Source organism: Enterobacter sp. ZOR0014 (assembly GCF_000798855.1).
Lineage (GTDB): Bacteria > Pseudomonadota > Gammaproteobacteria > Enterobacterales > Enterobacteriaceae > Enterobacter > Enterobacter kobei.
The window spans coordinates 1-19,679 of sequence record NZ_JTLF01000319.1; the positions used below are offsets into that span (position 1 = coordinate 1).

Annotated in this window: 20 protein-coding genes and 1 tRNA gene; 9 read left to right on the plus strand and 12 right to left on the minus strand. The window is 56.6% G+C overall.

Annotation, left to right across the window (positions count from 1 at the left end; all coding sequences use genetic code 11):
- Positions 1-49: 49 nt before the first annotated feature.
- The 10 genes from L977_RS18155 to mltB form a co-directional block, all read right to left on the minus strand.
- Positions 50-142 (minus strand) — tRNA-Ser (locus L977_RS18155).
- Between the two features lie 342 nt (positions 143-484).
- Positions 485-670, minus strand: a complete 186-nt coding sequence (gene csrA / locus L977_RS18160; protein ID WP_000906486.1) for a carbon storage regulator CsrA — start codon at positions 668-670, stop codon at positions 485-487.
- Between the two features lie 241 nt (positions 671-911).
- On the minus strand, positions 912-3,539 hold the full coding sequence (gene alaS / locus L977_RS18165; protein WP_023331147.1) for an alanine--tRNA ligase: 2,628 nt from the start codon (positions 3,537-3,539) through the stop codon (positions 912-914).
- A gap of 131 nt (positions 3,540-3,670) precedes the next feature.
- Positions 3,671-4,171, minus strand: a complete 501-nt coding sequence (gene recX, locus L977_RS18170; protein WP_014884977.1) for a recombination regulator RecX — start codon at positions 4,169-4,171, stop codon at positions 3,671-3,673.
- A 68-nt stretch (positions 4,172-4,239) separates the two neighbouring features.
- The gene (recA, locus tag L977_RS18175; protein ID WP_014884978.1) at positions 4,240-5,298 is read right to left on the minus strand and encodes a recombinase RecA; all 1,059 of its coding nucleotides are present in this window, start codon (positions 5,296-5,298) and stop codon (positions 4,240-4,242) included.
- Between the two features lie 89 nt (positions 5,299-5,387).
- Positions 5,388-5,885, minus strand: a complete 498-nt coding sequence (pncC, locus tag L977_RS18180; RefSeq protein WP_023331148.1) for a nicotinamide-nucleotide amidase — start codon at positions 5,883-5,885, stop codon at positions 5,388-5,390.
- Positions 5,886-6,014: 129 nt separating this feature from the next.
- The gene (locus L977_RS18185) at positions 6,015-6,893 is read right to left on the minus strand and encodes a metal ABC transporter substrate-binding protein (protein ID WP_032635721.1); all 879 of its coding nucleotides are present in this window, start codon (positions 6,891-6,893) and stop codon (positions 6,015-6,017) included.
- Between the two features lie 14 nt (positions 6,894-6,907).
- A complete protein-coding gene (locus L977_RS18190) occupies positions 6,908-7,768 on the minus strand; it encodes a metal ABC transporter permease (protein WP_047626481.1) in 861 nt (286 codons plus the stop codon).
- Positions 7,765-8,418 (minus strand): metal ABC transporter ATP-binding protein, encoded by a 654-nt coding sequence (locus L977_RS18195; RefSeq protein WP_023331152.1) that lies wholly within the window; start codon positions 8,416-8,418, stop codon positions 7,765-7,767. Before L977_RS18195 ends, L977_RS18190 begins: the two co-directional genes overlap by 4 nt.
- A 265-nt stretch (positions 8,419-8,683) precedes the next feature.
- Positions 8,684-9,784: a lytic murein transglycosylase B gene (gene mltB, locus L977_RS18200; RefSeq protein ID WP_023331153.1), complete on the minus strand. Its 1,101-nt coding sequence runs from the start codon at positions 9,782-9,784 to the stop codon at positions 8,684-8,686.
- Between the two features lie 252 nt (positions 9,785-10,036).
- Here mltB and srlA point away from each other — a divergent pair, with 252 nt between their 5' ends.
- From srlA to gutQ, 7 genes are all read left to right on the plus strand, one after another.
- Positions 10,037-10,600 carry a PTS glucitol/sorbitol transporter subunit IIC gene (gene srlA / locus L977_RS18205; protein WP_023331154.1) on the plus strand — a complete coding sequence of 188 codons (564 nt, stop codon included), beginning with the start codon at positions 10,037-10,039 and terminating at the stop codon, positions 10,598-10,600.
- Positions 10,597-11,556, plus strand: a complete 960-nt coding sequence (srlE, locus tag L977_RS18210) for a PTS glucitol/sorbitol transporter subunit IIB (protein ID WP_047626482.1) — start codon at positions 10,597-10,599, stop codon at positions 11,554-11,556. The genes srlA and srlE overlap by 4 nt, the downstream gene beginning before the upstream one ends.
- 12 nt (positions 11,557-11,568) lie before the next feature.
- Positions 11,569-11,931, plus strand: a complete 363-nt coding sequence (srlB, locus tag L977_RS18215; RefSeq protein ID WP_014884987.1) for a PTS glucitol/sorbitol transporter subunit IIA — start codon at positions 11,569-11,571, stop codon at positions 11,929-11,931.
- Between the two features lie 14 nt (positions 11,932-11,945).
- The gene (gene srlD, locus L977_RS18220; protein WP_023294411.1) at positions 11,946-12,725 is read left to right on the plus strand and encodes a sorbitol-6-phosphate dehydrogenase; all 780 of its coding nucleotides are present in this window, start codon (positions 11,946-11,948) and stop codon (positions 12,723-12,725) included.
- Between the two features lie 106 nt (positions 12,726-12,831).
- Positions 12,832-13,191, plus strand: coding sequence for a transcriptional regulator GutM (gene gutM, locus L977_RS18225; RefSeq protein ID WP_014884989.1), 360 nt, complete (start codon positions 12,832-12,834; stop codon positions 13,189-13,191).
- A gap of 63 nt (positions 13,192-13,254) precedes the next feature.
- Positions 13,255-14,028, plus strand: coding sequence for a glucitol operon DNA-binding transcriptional repressor SrlR (gene srlR, locus L977_RS18230; protein ID WP_014884990.1), 774 nt, complete (start codon positions 13,255-13,257; stop codon positions 14,026-14,028).
- Complete coding sequence (gene gutQ / locus L977_RS18235) at positions 14,021-14,986, plus strand: arabinose-5-phosphate isomerase GutQ (protein WP_014884991.1); 966 nt, start codon at positions 14,021-14,023, stop codon at positions 14,984-14,986. Before srlR ends, gutQ begins: the two co-directional genes overlap by 8 nt.
- Here gutQ and norR read toward each other — a convergent pair.
- Complete coding sequence (gene norR / locus L977_RS18240) at positions 14,983-16,497, minus strand: nitric oxide reductase transcriptional regulator NorR (protein ID WP_047626487.1); 1,515 nt, start codon at positions 16,495-16,497, stop codon at positions 14,983-14,985. The genes gutQ and norR overlap by 4 nt on opposite strands.
- A 186-nt stretch (positions 16,498-16,683) precedes the next feature.
- Here norR and norV point away from each other — a divergent pair, with 186 nt between their 5' ends.
- Entirely contained in the window at positions 16,684-18,132 is a 1,449-nt protein-coding gene (gene norV, locus L977_RS18245) for an anaerobic nitric oxide reductase flavorubredoxin (protein WP_047626488.1), read from the plus strand.
- On the plus strand, positions 18,129-19,262 hold the full coding sequence (norW, locus tag L977_RS18250; protein WP_032635713.1) for an NADH:flavorubredoxin reductase NorW: 1,134 nt from the start codon (positions 18,129-18,131) through the stop codon (positions 19,260-19,262). Before norV ends, norW begins: the two co-directional genes overlap by 4 nt.
- 71 nt (positions 19,263-19,333) lie before the next feature.
- Here norW and L977_RS18255 read toward each other — a convergent pair.
- A partial coding sequence (locus L977_RS18255; RefSeq protein WP_047626489.1) for a HoxN/HupN/NixA family nickel/cobalt transporter occupies positions 19,334-19,679 on the minus strand: 346 nt, incomplete at its 5' end.

Consider the following 19,679-nt stretch of genomic DNA (forward strand, 5'->3'; position numbering starts at 1 on the left):
GCTCGGTTCGTAGCCGAGTACTCTATCCAGCTGAGCTACGGATGCAAAATGGCGGTGAGGCGGGGATTCGAACCCCGGATGCAGCTTTTGACCGCATACTCCCTTAGCAGGGGAGCGCCTTCAGCCTCTCGGCCACCTCACCACACAACGCCTCTTTCGAGTGCTCCGAGTAACTCGTTAAGAGCTTCTCGTCGCTGCGTGGCGCATATATTACTTTCTGGGACTTATAAGTCAAACAATTTTCCAAAAGCTTTTATCGTTTGCACAAATCACACGCAATTCGCATGTAAAACCCGCAAAGAGGGTGTTTTATAAGCGGATTTTGCATCGAACTTCTCAAAAAACGTTTGTAGAAAGGCTGGGGTTTGGGCGCGTTAAGAATAGTAGAGTGGTTAAAAAGAGAGCGGTTGAAATGAAACGGTAACGTTGAGCAGGAAAAATGACAGGAGGGTTGCGTCTCGCCCGACAGCGAGACGCGACAATATCAGTAACTGGACTGCTGGGATTTTTCAGCCTGGATACGCTGGTAGATCTCTTCACGGTGGACAGATACTTCTTTAGGAGCGTTAACACCAATACGTACCTGGTTACCCTTTACCCCTAAAACTGTCACGGTGACCTCATCCCCAATCATGAGGGTCTCACCAACTCGACGAGTCAGAATCAGCATTCTTTGCTCCTTGAAAGATTAAAAGAGTCGGGTCTCTTGTATCCCGGCATTATCCATCATATAACGCCAAAAAGTAAGCGATGACAAACACGTAAAGTGTAAGCAGTCACGGCATCACATTCTGTTAAACGTAAGTTTAGCCGATATACACAAACTCAACCTGACTTTATCGTTATCGATAGCACAGTGAACAAGACGCCATAACGTTGCCGCTATGGCGTCTGATTGTGCTTTGTAGTTATTACAGTTTCGCGCTCACCCAGCTTTCTACGCTGGCCAAAGCTTGCGGAAGTGCCGCCGCATCCGTACCACCGGCTTGCGCCATGTCCGGACGACCGCCTCCCTTGCCACCCACCTGCTGGGCGACCATACCAATCAGTTCCCCTGCTTTTACGCGGTCGGTCACATCCTTAGAGACGCCCGCAATCAGAGAAACCTTACCTTCTGCCACCGTCGCCAGCACGATAACGGTAGAACCAAGCTGGTTCTTGAGATCGTCGACCATAGTACGCAGCATCTTAGGCTCAACGCCCGCCAGATCGCTGACCAGCAGTTTGACGCCCTTAATGTCTACCGCTTTGCTGGAGAGGTTTGCACTCTCCTGCGCCGCAGCCTGTTCTTTCAGCTGCTGGAGCTCTTTTTCCAGCTGACGGGTACGCTCCAGCGCAACACGCACTTTCTCGCCCAGATTCTGGCTATCGCCTTTCAGCAGCTGCGCGATGTCGTGCAGCTGATCGCTCTGCGCATGCAGGCTGGCAATTGCGCCTTCACCGGTTACCGCTTCAATACGACGCACGCCAGCCGCCGTACCCGACTCGGAAACGATGCGGAACAGGCCGATGTCACCGGTGCGCGATGCGTGAGTACCACCGCACAGTTCGGTCGAGAAGTCGCCCATGCTCAGTACGCGAACACGTTCGTCATATTTCTCACCAAACAGCGCCATCGCACCTTTTTTCTTCGCGTCCTCGAGGTCCATGATATGGGTCTCGATCGGCAGGTTACGACGGATCTGAGCGTTCACCAGATCCTCCACCGCACGGATTTCCGACGGTTTCATCGCTTCAAAGTGCGAGAAGTCGAAACGCAGCACTTTGTCATTAACCAGAGAACCTTTCTGTGCAACATGGGTGCCCAGCACGTCGCGCAGGGCAGCGTGCATCAGGTGGGTTGCAGAGTGGTTCAGACGAATACGCGCACGGCGTGCTTCATCAACATTCGCCTGCACGCCCTCGCCCACTTTCAGCGAACCGGAAACCAGTTTGCCCTGGTGACCAATCGCCTGACCGAATTTCTGGGTGTCGCTTACGCTGAAGCTGAAACCATTGCCTTTCAGTTCGCCCTTATCGCCAACCTGGCCGCCGGACTCAGCGTAGAACGGCGTTTTGTCCAGAATGACAACCGCATCCTGACCTGCACTGATGCTGTCTACGGCTTTACCGTCAACAAACAGGGCGGTCACTTTACCGGTCAGTTCCAGTGCGTCGTAGCCTTTGAATTCAGACGCGCTATCAACGCGGATCATCGCGTTGTAGTCTGCGCCGAAACCGCTGGATTCACGCGCACGACGACGCTGTTCTTCCATCGCGGCTTCGAAGCCCGCTTCGTCAACTTTGATGTTACGCTCACGGCAAACGTCCGCCGTCAGGTCAACCGGGAAGCCGTAGGTGTCGTACAGGCGGAAAGCGGTTTCGCCATCCAGCGTGTCGCCCTTCAGTTTTGCCAGTTCTTCATCCAGCAGCGCCAGACCGCGCTCCAGCGTACGGGCAAACTGCTCTTCTTCGGTTTTCAGAACCTGCTCTACCTGCGCCTGCTGGCGTTTCAGCTCGTCACCGGCTGCACCCATCACGCCAATCAGTGGCCCAACGAGTTTGTAGAAGAAGGTGTCCTTCGCGCCCAGCATGTTGCCATGACGGATCGCACGACGAATGATACGACGCAGCACGTAGCCACGGTTTTCATTCGACGGGATTACGCCGTCGGCAATCAGGAACGCACAAGAACGAATGTGGTCTGCAATCACGCGCAGCGATTTGTTGTTCAGATCGGTCGCACCGGTCACTTCCGCAACGGCTTTGATCAGGGTGCTGAACAGGTCAATTTCGTAGTTGGAGTTAACGTGTTGCAGAACGGCGGCAATACGCTCCAGGCCCATACCGGTATCAACGGACGGTTTCGGCAGCGGCTCCATGGTACCGTCTGCCTGACGATTGAACTGCATGAAGACGATGTTCCAGATCTCAATATAGCGATCGCCGTCTTCTTCCGGGCTGCCAGGAGGTCCACCCCAGATGTGGTCGCCGTGATCGTAGAAGATCTCGGTGCACGGACCGCAAGGACCGGTATCACCCATCTGCCAGAAGTTGTCAGACGCGTATGGCGCGCCTTTGTTATCACCGATGCGAATAATGCGCTCGCGCGGGATACCGACCTCTTTTTCCCAGATTTCGTAGGCTTCGTCATCGGTTTCATAGACGGTAACCCACAGACGCTCTTTCGGCAGGTTGAACCAGTTTTCACCGGTCAGCAGTTCCCACGCATATTGAATGGCATCGTGTTTGAAATAGTCGCCGAAGCTGAAGTTACCCAGCATTTCGAAGAACGTGTGGTGACGCGCGGTGTAACCGACGTTTTCCAGGTCGTTGTGTTTACCGCCCGCACGCACGCAACGCTGTGATGTTGTGGCGCGGGAATAATTACGCTTGTCGAGACCAAGGAACACATCCTTGAACTGGTTCATCCCGGCGTTGGTAAACAGTAAAGTCGGGTCGTTGTTCGGTACCAGGGAGCTGCTGGCAACAACCTGGTGTCCCTTACTATGGAAAAAATCGAGAAACGCCTGACGGATCTCAGCGGTGCTCTTGCTCATAATTATCCTGAAATCAAGCTAACGAAATGTCGCAGCCAGCCTGTATCGATAAACCGTTGGACAGACCAGCTACTGGAAAAAGTGGGAATAAGATAAGTTTTCTTTGGTGGGAAGTAAAATCCCGCATGCGTTCAATCCACAAAATTGCGCCAGATATCCTGAATATCTTCCATCAGAAAGCCGCGGTAGAGCAAAAAGCGCTGGATTTTGACTTTATCTGAAAAATCACGCGGCAGCGGTTCGCCGTACTTTCGAATCGCCTGCTCTTTCGCCAGTTCACACCAGTCTGTGTCGCATTCACGCATCGCTTTTTCAATCGATTCCCGGGCCACCCCTTTCTGATTCAGTTCCTGACGGATGCGTGCAGGACCGTAGCCTTTACGTCCGCGGCTGGCGAGAAAGCGGGCGGCAAAGCGTTCGTCATCGAGGTAATGATGTTCATAGCACCAGGCAACCACGCGGTCATAATCTTCGGCAGTGGCATCAATCTCTTCCGGCCCGTTTTTGCTCATGACAGGCGCTGACAGTTTTCGTCTTAGCTCCTGTTCGCTGTGGTCACGCACGGCAAGTATACGTACGGCACGGTCCAGCAAGCGCGAGTAGGCGGGTCGGCGTGTGGTCGGTTCACTCATATAAAACCTGCAGATTCAGAAATGCAAAAAGGGCCGCATCAGCAGCCCTTCATCTTTACACGAGAGACTTAAAAGTCTTCGTTGGTTTCTTCAGCATCCGCAGCATCCACCACGAAATCAGGTTTAGAGTCCTGGTTGCTCAGCAGAAGCTCACGCACCTTCTTCTCAATCTCTTTCGCCGCAGCCGGGTTCTCTTTCAGCCAGGAAATCGCATTCGCTTTACCCTGACCAATTTTGTCACCGTTATAGCTATACCAGGCGCCCGCTTTTTCAATCAGCTTCTCTTTCACGCCCAGGTCAACCAGCTCACCGAAGAAGTTAATCCCTTCGCCGTAGAGGATCTGGAATTCAGCCTGTTTGAACGGTGCGGCGATTTTGTTCTTCACAACCTTCACGCGCGTTTCGCTACCAACGACGTTTTCACCCTCTTTCACCGCGCCGATACGGCGGATATCCAGACGGACAGAGGCGTAGAATTTCAGTGCGTTACCACCGGTTGTGGTTTCCGGGTTACCGAACATCACACCAATTTTCATACGGATCTGGTTGATGAAGATCAGCAGCGTGTTGGACTGCTTCAGGTTACCTGCCAGCTTACGCATCGCCTGGCTCATCATACGTGCCGCGAGGCCCATGTGAGAGTCGCCGATTTCACCTTCGATTTCCGCTTTTGGCGTCAGTGCAGCAACGGAGTCGACCACGATAACGTCAACAGCACCAGAGCGCGCCAGCGCGTCACAAATTTCCAGCGCCTGCTCACCGGTGTCCGGCTGAGAACACAGCAGGTTGTCGATGTCCACGCCCAGTTTACGCGCATAAACAGGATCCAGCGCGTGCTCGGCATCGATAAACGCACAGGTTTTACCTTCGCGCTGTGCCGCAGCAATCACCTGCAGCGTCAGGGTGGTTTTACCGGAGGACTCTGGCCCGTAGATCTCTACGATACGGCCCATTGGCAGACCGCCCGCGCCCAGCGCGATGTCCAGAGAAAGCGAACCGGTGGAGATCGTTTCAACATCCATGGTACGGTCTTCACCCAGGCGCATGATGGAGCCTTTACCGAATTGCTTTTCGATCTGGCCCAGTGCTGCCGCCAACGCTTTCTGTTTGTTTTCGTCGATAGCCATTATTACTCCTGTCATGCCGGGAGAAGCGACTGTGCTTCACCGTGGATTTCTGTTCTGTTGGTGCAATTATACTGTATAGTCATACAGTATCAAGTGTTTTGTAGAAATTGTTGCCAGAGCGTTTTTAACGCATATTCCGTTGCCTGACGACGCACGCTTTCACGGTCGCCGCTAAAGCACTCCCGGCGAGTGATCCCTTCACCTTTTGAGGTCGCAAAACCAAACCAGACGGTGCCTACGGGCTTCACGTCACTGCCGCCGTCCGGGCCCGCGATGCCGCTGATTGAAATCGCGTAATCTGCCCGCGCCTCTTTTAGCGCGCCAATGGCCATCTCGATCACCACCGGCTCGCTGACCGCGCCGTGCTGTTCCAGCGTGGATTCACGCACGCCAATCATCTGTGCTTTAGCTTCGTTACTGTAGGTCACAAAGCCGCGTTCAAACCAGGCGGAACTGCCGGCAATATCGGTAATCGCTTTCGCCACCCAGCCGCCGGTGCAGGATTCCGCGGTGGTAAGGGTCGCCCCGCGTTGCTTAAGCGCCAGTCCGACTATCTCGCTAAGCTGCATCAATTCATGGTCAGTCATTCTCGCTCCAGGCTTCAGAAAAACGTGCAGCACAAGATAGCACTTTCTCGTCAAATATGGGGATGCGCTTCGGGTTTTACGAGGGGGCTTCAGAAAAAAGCCGATGCGGGCGCACCGGCTATGGGGAGGTTATTTCATACTGTCAGCGAGGGTGTTCACGTTGTGGCGAAATGCCTTAACGTAGGTATCAGCAACCCCACCTTTTGCCGACAGGGCTTCCGGGTAAAGTTCGCCTCCCGGCTGCGCGCCTGTCGCCGTCGCAATTTGCTTCACCAGACGCGGATCGAGCTGGTTTTCCATAAACCAGGTTTTCACGCCATCGGCTTTGATCTGATTGATAATCTCAGCGACCTGCGCTGCGCTGGCCTCGCTCTCTGAAGAGAGCCCTTGCGGTGCCATGAAGGTGACGCCATACGCGCGGCTAAAATAGCCGAATGCGTCATGGCTGGTCAGCACGTTACGTTTTTCCTGTGGGATCTGGCTAAAGCGGGTTTTGGCCCAGCCGTCCAGTTGCGTCAGTTGCGCGATATACGGCTGGCCTGAAGCCTCCAGTGCCGCTTTATCCTCTGGATCTGCTTTCACCAGCCCGTTCAGAATATTTTGTGCATACAGCGCACCGTTCGCCGCGCTATTCCAGGCATGCGGGTCGGTCACGGTCTTTCCATCTTCCTCGAGCGTGTGCGTTTTTACCCCGGTTGAGGCCACAACCAGCTGCCCTTTGAAACCGGAGGCTTTCACCAGACGGTCGAGCCACCCTTCCAGCCCCAGGCCGTTGACCACCACCACGTCAGCCTTGCTCAGCGCCGCGCTGTCTTTAGGTGACGGTTCGAAGGTATGCGGATCGCCGTCCGGCCCGACCAGCGTCGTCACGTTCACATGGTCGCCGCCCACTTCCTGCGTAATATCTCCCAGTATCGAAAAGCTGGTCACCACATTCAGCGTTTTCGCCATCACGCCGTTCGACAGCATACCCAGCGCAAGCGCCATCACTAATCCTGTAAGTTTCATCGTTTCCCCTTGCCTTAAAAAAGCGCGCGCAGACTGCCAGCCAGCCTGCTTCGCGTGCCAAATAAAACAGAAATAAAGAACAACGCGCTGGCGGTCAGCACAATGGACGGTCCGGCGGGCAGACTGATTGCCCAGGACAAACTTAAGCCCAGCCACGCGCAGAAAATTCCGCTGATGCCGGCCATCAAAAGCAAACCTGGCAATGTGCGCACCCAGCAGCGTGCCGCCACCGCCGGGAGCATCATCAGCCCGACGGCCATCAGCGTGCCGAGCACCTGAAAACCGGCCACCAGGTTAAGCACCAGCAGCGCCAGAAACAGTCCGTGGAGCAGGCCGGGCAACCCGCGGGCATTGACCTGCAACCAGGCGGTATCAAAGGCTTCGGTCACCAGCCCACGATAGAAAATCGCCAGCGTTATCAGGGTGAACATGCAAACGCCCGTGACAAACAGCGCCGCATCGTTGTCCACCGCAAGAATGGAACCAAACAGCAGATGCAGCAGATCGACATTCGACCCGCGCAGCGACACCAGCGTGACGCCCAGTGCCAGTGAGCCAAGGTAAAATCCGGCAAAGCTGGCATCCTCTTTAATCGGCGTGCGTCGGCTGACCAGGCCGGCCACCAGCGCCACGGTAATACCGGCAATAAAACCACCGATACTCATCGCCAGCAGCGACATGCCGCTGAGCAAATACCCTACGGCGACACCGGGTAAAATGGCGTGAGAAAGGGCATCACCCATCAGGCTCATCCGGCGCAGCTGGAGGAATACGCCGAGTGCGGTGGTACTGACAGAAAGGGCCAGGCAGACCACCAGCGCACGACGCATAAAGCCGTACTCAATAAACGGCAGGAAAAAGAGATGCCAAATCATGCCACCCTCACCCGCTCGGTTTTCCAGTGAGGAATGTCAGCATCCAGCATTAATGTCTGCGGGAAGTGGCGTGCCACACGCTCGCTGTCATGCAATACCGCAAGCAGAGTCTGGCCCTGCATATACATCTCCAGCATCAGATCCATCAGCACGTTGCAGGTCGCTTCGTCGACGCCGGTGAAAGGCTCATCGAGCATCACAAGCGGTGCCTGCTGCACTAAAACGCGGGCAAATAACATGCGCTGAAACTGCCCACCGGAGAGTTCATCAATGGTGGAAAGCGCCATCGACGCCAGCCCTACCCGCTCCAGCGCGCTGGCAATGCGTAACCGCGTTTCCCGACGAAACCCGGATAAGAGCGATATGCCCGGCCAGCAGCCCATACTCACCACGTCCTGAACGGTGAGCGGAAATTGCGCCTCGAGTGCGTGGCGCTGTGCCAGCCAGCCAATCACCGGGCGCTTACCCTGCCAGCGAAAGCTGCCGCCCACGGGAGGAATAAACCCGGCGAGCGTTTTCAGCAGCGTGGATTTTCCGCAGCCATTGGCGCCGACGATAGCCGTCATACTGCCGCGCTCAATCGTGCCTGAGAGGGGCCGCGTTACAGGCTGGCGGTCATAGCCCGCGACCAGTTCATTCATCAGGATCATGGCAGCGCCACCGCCCAGCGCACGGCCAGCCCGATAAAAACAATAAGCACCAGCGCCAGTAAAAGCCGAACCGGAGCAGACAGAGAGAAAAGGGACGTTGACATCTCGACACCGCGTTAAATGTTATAACATAACAATAATGAAAGGTGATTGAGATGTAAATGGCGGGTTTGAAAAGGGAGTGTGGCGAAATGTTTCTGTAAAACGTCCCTCTCCCGTGGGAGAGGGTCAGGGTGAGGGCATCAGGCCTACCCGTCAGAGCGACTTACTGACTAAACGGTGACGCCGCCGGCACGCGGGCCTGCGAGACCGCCAGCCCCAGCTGCCACACGGCCATGGCATAATGAGTGCTGTGGTTATAGCGGGTGATGGTGTAGAAGTTCGGCATGCCGTACCAGTACTGATAACCGGTTCCCACGTCCAGACGCAGCAGGCTTACCTGGTCAACATTGCCCAGCGGCTGCGTTGGCGTTAAGCCTGCCGCCGTCAGCTGCGCGACGCTGTATTTGGTTTTAAAGCCGTTTTCCAGACCAAATGCCTCGCCGTTCGCCTGCACGGCTACCTGTCCACCTGGCGTCCAGCCGTGCGCTTTGAAGTAGTTTGCCACGCTGCCGATGGCATCCACCGGATCCCACAGGTTGATATGACCATCGCCATTGAAGTCGACGGCATATTGTTTATAGGAGGATGGCATAAACTGGCCGTAGCCCATCGCACCGGCAAACGAACCTTTCAGATCGAGCGGGTCGTCCTGCTCGTTGCGCGCCATCAGCAGGAAGGTTTCCAGCTCGGAAGAGAAATACTCCGCGCGGCGCGGGTAGTTAAAGGAGAGCGTCGCCAGCGCATCGAGGATGCGGGTTTTACCCATTACGCGGCCCCAGCGGGTTTCCACGCCGATAATCCCGACGATGATCTCCGGCGGCACGCCGTATACCTGCCACGCGCGATTAAGGGCATCTTCATACTGATTCCAGAACACCACGCCGTTTTGCACGTTGTCCGGGGTAATAAACTGTTTGCGATAGCGCAACCATGCGCCGTTTGGCCCGGTAGGGACCTGTGCCGTCGGTGCCTGTCTGTCCATCAGGCGCAGCACGTAGTCCAGACGCTTTGCCTGGGACAAAATTTCGTGCAGCTGCTGGCGGTCAAAGCCGTGTTTGCTCACCATTTTATCAATGAACTGCTCGGCCGCCGGGTTATTCGCGAAGTCGCCACCCATTTGCATCATATTGTGCTGCGGCTCCAGCAGGAACCCTCCGGAAGGGGCGCCAGCCGTTTGCTGAACAGCTTCGGTCTTAGGTTTGCTACTGCAGGCAGACAGCAGAATAAGCGCTGGCAACAGCGCTGCATAACGACGCTTGAACATGAGACATCCATTTAACGGGTTCGATAAGAACCCAGTATGGTAAAGCATCCGTAACACCTCAAGGAAGCGGTACGCACCTCCCCAACGCAAATCCGTGCTTTTTTCCACCGGAAATCATTCATCACATCAATTAACTTTCAAAATAATCCATTTTTCTTTCATTGTGAGATCTAACTAACACTTTAAAACCTTTCAAAGTGATTATTATTAGCCCCAGTAATACAAAACAAAAAAGCCCCACAGGAGAGAACAATGATAGAAACCATCACCCACGGCGCCGAGTGGTTCATCGGGCTGTTTCAGAAAGGCGGAGAAGTGTTCACCGGCATGGTGACCGGGATCCTGCCCCTGCTGATCAGCCTGCTGGTGATCATGAACGCGCTGATTAACTTTATCGGCCAGCATCGCATTGAACGCTTCGCTCAGCGCTGCGCCGGGAACCCGCTGTCCCGCTACCTGATTTTGCCGTTCATCGGCACCTTCGTGTTCTGCAACCCGATGACCTTAAGCCTCGGCCGCTTTATGCCAGAAAAGTACAAGCCGAGTTATTACGCCGCCGCCTCTTACAGCTGCCATTCGATGAACGGCCTGTTCCCGCACATCAACCCCGGAGAGCTGTTTGTTTACCTCGGTATCGCCAGCGGCCTTACCACCCTTGGTCTACCGCTCGGCCCGCTGGCAGTCAGTTACCTGCTGGTTGGCCTGGTGACCAACTTCTTCCGCGGCTGGGTCACAGACCTCACCACCGCCATTTTCGAGAAAAAAATGGGTATCCAGCTTGAACAAAAAGTCCATCTTTCAGGAGCCACAGCATGAACCGGATCCGCATTGAGAAAGGCACGGGTGGCTGGGGCGGCCCGCTGGAGTTCGACGCCTCCGAAGGCAAAAAGATCGTTTACATCACCGCAGGCACGCGCCCGGCGATCGTCGATAAGCTGCGTGAGCTGACCGGCTGGGAAGCCGTCGATGGCTTTAAAGAGGGTGAGCCGCCGGAAGCGGAAATCGGCGTGGCGGTGATCGACTGCGGCGGCACGCTGCGCTGCGGCATCTATCCGAAGCGGCGTATTCCGACGGTGAATATCCACTCCACCGGCAAATCCGGCCCGCTGGCACAGTACATCCTTGAAGACATCTATGTGTCGGGCGTGAAGGAGGACAACATCACTCTGGTGAATGGCAGTCCCGCGCCGCAAAAAGTGGCCCCGCGAGATTACGACACCAGCAAGAAAATCACCGAGCAGAGCGACGGCCTGCTGGCGAAGGTCGGGATGGGTATGGGCTCCGCCGTGGCGGTGCTGTTCCAGTCCGGGCGCGACACCATCGACACGGTACTGAAAACCATTCTGCCGTTTATGGCGTTCGTCTCGGCGCTGATCGGCATCATCATGGCGTCCGGCCTGGGCGACTGGATTGCCCACGGCCTCGCCCCGCTCGCCAGCCACCCGCTAGGGCTGGTGACGCTGGCACTGATCTGCTCCTTCCCGCTGCTGTCGCCGTTCCTCGGCCCGGGCGCGGTGATCGCTCAGGTCATCGGCGTACTGATTGGCGTGCAGATTGGCCTCGGCAATATTCCGCCACACCTCGCCCTGCCCGCCCTGTTTGCCATTAACGCCCAGGCCGCGTGCGACTTCATCCCCGTCGGACTGTCATTGGCCGAAGCGCGCCAGGACACCGTGCGCGTAGGCGTGCCGTCCGTACTGGTCAGCCGCTTCCTGACGGGCGCGCCGACGGTGCTGATTGCCTGGTTTGTCTCCGGCTTTATCTATCAATAAGAGGTTCCTGCGATGACCGTGATTTATCAGACCACCATTACCCGCATCGGCCAGAGCGCAGCGGATGCGCTCAGCGACCAGATGCTGATTACTTTCCGCGAAGGTGCCCCGGCGGATATCGAAGAGTTTTGCTTTATTCACTGCCACGGCGAGCTTAACGGCGAGCTGAAAGCAGGAAGCCAGCTGGAGCTGGGCGAGACGCGCTATGCGGTAACCGCCGTCGGCGATGTCGCCGAGCAAAACCTACGCGAACTGGGCCATATCACCCTGCGTTTTGACGGACAGCCGCAGGCGGAGTATCCCGGTACGGTTCACGTGGCGGGCCCGGTTCCGCAGGCTGTCACCCCAGGCTGCACGTTAAAATTTGTTGCGTAATTAAGGAGAAACACATGAGTCAGGTTGCCGTTGTCATTGGTGGAGGACAAACCTTAGGTGAGTTCCTTTGCCGTGGGCTTGCCGCAGAAGGCTACCGCGTGGCGGTCGTGGATATTCAGAGTGAAAAAGCCGCCCGCGTGGCGGACACCATCAACACCGAATTTGGTGAAGGGATGGCGTACGGGTTTGGTGCCGACGCCACCAGCGAGCAAAGCGTAATGGCGCTCGCCCGCGGCGTGGACGAGATTTTTGGACGTACCGACCTGCTGGTCTACAGCGCGGGAATTGCGAAAGCGGCGTTTATCAGCGATTTCGAACTGGGGGATTTTGACCGCTCGCTGCAGGTCAATCTGGTGGGTTATTTCCTCTGCGCCCGCGAGTTTTCCCGCCTGATGATCCGCGACGGTATTCAGGGGCGCATTATTCAGATCAACTCGAAATCCGGGAAAGTGGGCAGCAAGCACAACTCCGGCTACAGCGCGGCCAAGTTTGGCGGCGTGGGGCTGACGCAGTCTCTGGCGCTGGATCTGGCTGAATACGGCATTACCGTTCACTCGCTGATGCTGGGCAACCTGCTGAAATCGCCAATGTTCCAGTCCCTGCTGCCGCAGTACGCCACCAAGCTCGGCATCAAGGCTGAAGAAGTGGAGCAGTACTACATCGATAAAGTGCCGCTGAAGCGCGGGTGCGATTATCAGGACGTGCTGAACATGCTGCTGTTTTACGCCAGCCCGAAAGCGTCGTACTGCACCGGGCAGTCGATTAACGTCACCGGCGGGCAGGTGATGTTCTGATCGAGCGGTTTTGCCCGGTGGCGCTAACGCTTACCGGGCCTACAAAAACCTTCAAACCGTAGGCCGGGTAAGGCGCAACCGCCACCCGGCAATTAAAGGAGTCAATATGGTCACCGCACTCATCACCGTCGCCGCCCTCGCCTGGATCTGCCAGATGGCGTTTGGCGGCTGGCAGATCCATCAGTTCAACCGCGCGTTTGATGCCCTGTGTCAGAAAGGTCGCGTGGGCGTCGGACGTTCCGGCGGACGCTTTAAACCGCGCGTGGTGGTCGCCGTTGTATTGGATGAACACGATCGCGTATGCGATTCCCTGATCATGCGTGGCATGACGGTGTTTGCTCGTCCGACTAAAATCCAGGCAATCAACGGCATTTCACTGCAGGAATTACGGCCTGATGTGATCTTTCCCCATGATTCAGGCTGTCAGAATGCACTATCATTAGCGCTTAATCTGAAACATGGATAATTTCGTTGTGAAAGCTATAGACTTGCGAAATTATCATTTCGCAACCTAAGGAACGAAGCGCCTATGAAACCACGTCAGCGGCAGGCGGCCATTCTCGAGTATCTGCAAAAGCAGGGGAAATGCTCGGTGGAGGATCTGGCCCACTACTTTGACACCACCGGCACGACAATACGCAAGGACCTGGTATTGCTCGAAAACTCTGGCGCCGTCATCCGAACTTACGGCGGGGTGATGCTGAATAAGGATGAAGCTGACCCGCCTATCGATCACAAAACGCTGATCAATACCCACCAGAAAGCGCTTATTGCCGAGGCCGCCGTTAAATTTATTCACGATGGTGATTCCATCATTCTCGACGCAGGCAGCACCGTCCTGCAAATGATCCCCCTGCTCAGCCGCTTTAACAACATCACGGTGATGACCAACAGCCTGCATATCGTCAACGCCCTGTCGGAATTTGACAGCGAGCAGACTATCCTGATGCCCGGCGGCACCTTTCGCAAAAAATCGGCGTCGTTTCACGGTCAGCTGGCCGAGAACGCTTTCGACCACTTCAGCTTCGATAAGCTGTTTATGGGCACCGACGGCATCGATCTGAACGCAGGCGTCACGACCTTCAATGAGGTATTCAGCGTCAGTAAAGCGATGTGCAACGCCGCACGGGAAGTGATTTTGATGGCAGACTCGTCGAAGTTTGGCCGCAAAAGTCCCAACATTGTCTGTAGCCTTGAAAGCGTTGATAAGCTGATTACCGACGCGGGGATTGATCCGGCGTTCAAAAAGGCGCTGGAAGAGAAAGGTATCGACGTGATCGTAACCGGAGAGAGAGATGAGTGATTTTCTGTTAGAAACGGGCCGCCAGACGCTGATGCTGGAGCTGCAGGAAGCCAGCCGCCTGCCAGAACGTCTGGGCGAGGATTTTGTCCGCGCCGCCAACACGATTATCCACTGCGAAGGCAAAGTGATCGTGGCGGGCATCGGTAAATCCGGCCATATCGGCAAAAAAATTGCCGCGACGCTGGCGAGCACCGGCACCCCGGCCTTCTTCGTGCATCCCGCCGAGGCGCTGCATGGCGATCTGGGGATGATTGAAAGCCGCGATGTGATGCTGTTTATCTCCTACTCCGGTTCGGCCAAAGAGCTGGATCTTATTATTCCGCGCCTGCAGGAGAAATCGGTCGCTCTGCTGGCGATGACCGGCAAATCCCGCTCGCCGCTGGCGCTGGCCGCTAAAGCGACGCTGGATATTTCCGTTGAGCGTGAAGCCTGCCCGATGCACCTTGCCCCGACCTCCAGCACCGTCAACACCCTCATGATGGGTGACGCGCTGGCGATGGCGGTGATGCAGGCGCGCGGATTTAACGAAGAAGATTTTGCCCGTTCGCATCCGGCGGGCGCGCTCGGCGCGCGGCTGCTCAATAAGGTTCATCATCTGATGCGCACTGACGATGCCATTCCCCAGGTCAAGCTCGATACCAGCGTGATGGACGCGATGCTGGAACTGAGCCGCACCGGGCTGGGGCTGGTCGCGGTGTGTGACGACAACGGTAGCGTCCAGGGCGTATTCACTGACGGCGACCTGCGGCGCTGGCTGGTGGGGGGTGGCAAACTGGAAACGAAAGTGTCTGACGCGATGACCAAAGGCGGGCTGACGCTGAATGCCGACAGCCGCGCCATTGAGGCCAAAGAGGTGCTGATGAAGCGCAAAATCACCGCCGCACCGGTGGTGGATGACGCCGGCAAGCTCTGCGGTGCCATCAACCTGCAGGATTTCTACCAGGCGGGGATTATTTAACCCTTCAGCCCAAGACGCTTCGCCAGCCGGTGCAGGTTGGCGACGTCCATCTCCAGCGCCCGCGCGCACGCCGCCCAGCTGCGGTTGTTCTGCTCCAGCGCGAGGGTAATCATCTGACGCTGGAACGCTTGCGTCGCCTCGCGCAGGTTTTCATTTGCATTCTCCGGCACACGCTGAGCCACCGCCTGCACGGCGTCATCGTGCAACGCAAAATGACGCGCGTGGATCACAACCTCATCACCCGCACGCGTCGCACGCGCCAGCACCACCGCACGGTGAATCGCATGCTCGAGCTCCCGCACGTTGCCCGGCCAGCCGTAGCTCAACAGATGCGCCCTTGCCCCCGGGCTGAGTACCACGCGGGAAAGCCCCATTCTGAGACGGCATTGCTCGCAGAAATATCCCGCCAGCAGAACCACATCTTCTCCGCGCTCGCGCAGCGGCGGCACGGTAAGCGGGAACACGCTCAGACGGTGGAAAAGATCCGCGCGGAAATGCCCGGCCAGCACCGCTTCTCGCAGGTCGCGGTTGGTCGCCGCCAGCACGCGCACGTCCACCCGTAAGCTGCGGTCATCCCCCACGCGCTGGATGTCACCGTACTGCAATACGCGCAACAGTTTGGCCTGGAGCGAAAGCGAAAGCTCTCCAATCTCATCGAGAAACAGCGTCCCGTTATCGGCCATCTCAAACTTACCGCTGCGGTTGCTGATGGCCCCGGTAAATGCCCCTTTGACGTGACCAAACAGCTCGCTTTCCGCCACGCTCTCCGGCAATGCGGCACAGTTAAGGTATACGAGCGGGTTGGCCGCGCGTGGTGAGGCTTCATGAATTGACTTCGCCACCAGCTCTTTACCGGTGCCGGTTTCACCGAAGATCAGCACGTTCAGGTCGGACGCGGCGACAATCTCAATCTCTTTTTTAAGCTGCGCTATGCCCGGCGACAGGCCGATCATCTCCGTGTGCGCCACCGGCTCAAACGCCGACGGGCTGCCGGGAAGAATATTCTGGCTTTCCAGCTGTTCTATCAGCAACGCGTTATTGAGCGCCCCGGAGGCCAGCGCGGCAATCAGCCTTAACTCTTCATCACTGAAGGTATCGAACTGGTCCGGCGACATGCCGTCGAGGGTTAATGCGCCAATCAGGTGTTGTCCGGCAAACAGCGGCAGACCGATACAGGCGTGCACCTTCAGGCTCTCCTGCCCCGGGATCAGACCGTCGTAGGGATCCGGCAAGTCGCTGTCCGCCGGGAAACGTACCACGTCACCCGCACGGGCAATGGTTTCCAGCCGCGGATGCCCTTCAAGAGTAAACCGCCGCCCGAGAACATCTTTCGCGAGCCCGTCGATAGCCAGCGGAATAAACTGTCTCCCCTCGTAGCGCAACAGCGCCGAGGCATCGCACGCCAGCACGTGACGCAGCGTGGAGATAAGCCGCTGAAAACGGTCCTGATGACCGATACCGGTTTGCAGTTCAATGGCGATCTTCGCCAGCACATCAACGGAAAAACTCATGGCTGCCTCGCTGTCATTTTGACAATAAATAGTGTCATATTGACCGTCATCAGGATAGTCATAATGACTACTCATCACGAGGTATAGAAAAAATAATTCATTAAAATCAAAAAGATAAAAGTTGGCACGCAATGTGATATAGGCAAATCATCTTATTCAAAAACGCTGTATTACGTTGAGGTTGCTATGTCTATTCTGGTTAAAAATAACATTCATTGGGTGGGTCAACGTGACTGGGAGGTGCGTGATTTCCACGGGACGGAATACAAAACGCTGCGCGGCAGCAGCTACAACAGCTATCTTATCCGTGAAGGCAAAAACGTCCTGATCGATACCGTCGATCACAAATTCAGCCGCGAGTTCGTGCAGAACCTGCGCAGCGAAATCGATCTCGACGCAATCGACTACATCATCATCAACCACGCGGAAGAGGATCACGCCGGTGCGTTGACCGAGCTGATGTCGTACATTCCGAATACACCGATCTACTGCACCACCAACGCCATCGACTCGATCAACGGTCATCACCATCATCCGGAGTGGAATTTCCACACCGTGAAAACCGGCGACTCGCTGGATATCGGCAACGGCAAACAGCTGATCTTCGTTGAAACCCCGATGCTGCACTGGCCGGACAGCATGATGACCTACATGACCGGCGACGCGGTATTGTTCAGCAACGACGCCTTTGGCCAGCACTACTGTGACGAACGCCTGTTCAATGATGAAGTGGATCAGACCGAACTGTTTGAGCAGTGCCAGCGCTACTACGCCAACATTCTGACCCCGTTCAGCCGTCTGGTGACGCCAAAAATCACCGAGATCCTCGGCTTTAACCTGCCGGTGGACATGATTGCCACCTCCCACGGCGTGGTGTGGCGTGAAAACCCCACCCAGATCGTTGAGCTGTACCTGAAATGGGCGGCGGATTATCAGGAAGACCGCATCACGATTTTCTACGACACCATGTCCAATAACACCCGCATGATGGCGGACGCCATTGCCCAGGGCATCAACGAAGTGGATCCGAACGTGGCGGTGAAAATCTTCAACGTGGCGCGCAGCGATAAAAACGAGATCCTCACCAATGTCTTCCGCTCAAAAGGCGTGCTGGTGGGCACCTCCACGATGAACAACGTGATGATGCCGAAAATTGCTGGCCTGGTGGAAGAGATGACCGGCCTGCGTTTTCGCAACAAACGCGCCAGCGCGTTTGGCTCTCACGGCTGGAGCGGCGGCGCGGTAGATCGCCTCTCTACCCGTCTGCAGGATGCAGGTTTTGAGATGTCCCTGAGTCTGAAAGCGAAATGGCGCCCGGATATCGACGCGCTGGAAATTTGCCGTCAGCATGGCCGCGACATTACCCGTCAGTGGGCGCTCGCACCGCTTCCTGAGGCGTCTGCAAAACCTACCGAACAGCAGGAAGCCTGTGCCTGTGCAGCTGCCGCTGCTGCACACCTCGGCCCACGCATGCAGTGCAGCGTTTGCCAGTGGATATATGACCCGGAACGGGGCGAACCCCTTCAGGACGTTGCCCCGGGCACGCCGTGGTGCGACGTGCCGGATACCTTCCTCTGCCCGGAATGTTCCCTCGGTAAAGACGTTTTTGACGAACTGGGTACGGAGGCAAAATGAATCACGGAATCGTCATCATCGGTTCGGGCTTCGCCGCCCGCCAGCTGGTGAAAAATATCCGCAAACAGGACGCTAACGTGCCGGTGACGGTGATCGCCGCCGACAGCATGGATGAGTACAACAAGCCTGATTTAAGCCATGTCATCAGCCAGAATCAGCGCGCCGAAGACCTCACCCGCCAGACGGCGGGGGAGTTCGCGGAACAGTTTAACCTGCGCCTGTTTCCCTACACCTGGGTTACCGATATCGACGCCGCCGCGCACGTCGTGAAGGCGAAAGACAAAATCTGGCAGTACGACAAGCTGGTGCTGGCCACAGGGGCCTCTGCCTTTGTGCCGCCCTTTGAAGGGCGAGAGCTGATGATCACCCTAAACAGCCAGCAGGAGTATCAGGCAAGCGAAACGGGGCTTCGCGATGCGCAACGCGTGATGATCGTCGGCGGTGGGCTGATTGGTACCGAGCTGGCGATGGATTTCTGCCGCGCGGGTAAAACCGTTACCCTGGTTGACCACGCGGCGAGCATTCTGTCGGCGCTGATGCCCGCAGAAGTAAGCAGCCGCTTACAGCATCGACTGACCGACATGGGCGTCCATCTGCTGCTCAAATCGCAGTTACAGAGTCTGAGCAAAACCGCAGGCGGCATTCGTGGGGCACTCGACCGCAACCGCAGCGTTGAGGTGGATGCGGTGGTTGCCGCGACGGGTCTGCGCCCGGAAACCGCGCTGGCACATCGCGCAGGCGCCGAAACAGACCGCGGCGTAAAGGTCGACAGCTACCTGCAAACCTCACAGCCGGACATTTATGCCCTGGGCGACTGCGCGGAAATTAATGGCCGGGTGCTGCCGTTTCTGCAACCGATCCAGTTGAGCGCCATGGTCCTGGCGAAAAACCTGATCGGCGTCAGCGCGCCGCTAAAGCTTCCTCCGATGCTGGTGAAGGTGAAAACGCCGGACCTGCCGCTGCACCTTGCGGGAGAAACGCAGCGACAGGATCTGAGCTGGCAAATCGCCATTGAATCACAGGGGATGGTGGCGCGCGGCATCGACGCAGATGACCAATTGCGCGCCTTTGTGGTGAGCGAAGAGAGAATGAAGGAGGCGTTCGCGCTGCTGAAATCGCTACCTGCTTAACCGTCGTATTGCCGGGTGGCGCTGCGCTTACCCGGCCTACAAAACAACAAAAAGAGAGTTGAGGCAAAAATTCAGGAGCGCACCACCAGCGCATCGTAGCCGCGCCAGCGGTAGTTGGCCATGGAGATCAGCCAGCAGGCGACAAACAGCCCGACCACCACAAATCCGGCGTTGCCGAGGTTATCGTTCACCGCGCCCACCGCATCCCAGACGCCGCCGCTAAGGGCAAATTTATCCATCAGCAGACCCAGCGCTTCCAGCCCACCAATGAACAGCGCCACCACCACGGAGGTACCGGTAATGGTCATGTTGTAGTAGAGCTTGCGCTGCGGTTTGTTAAACGCCCAGCCGTAGGCACCGACCATCAGCAAATTGTCGAGGGTATCCACCAGCGCCATACCGCTGGCGAAGAGCGCC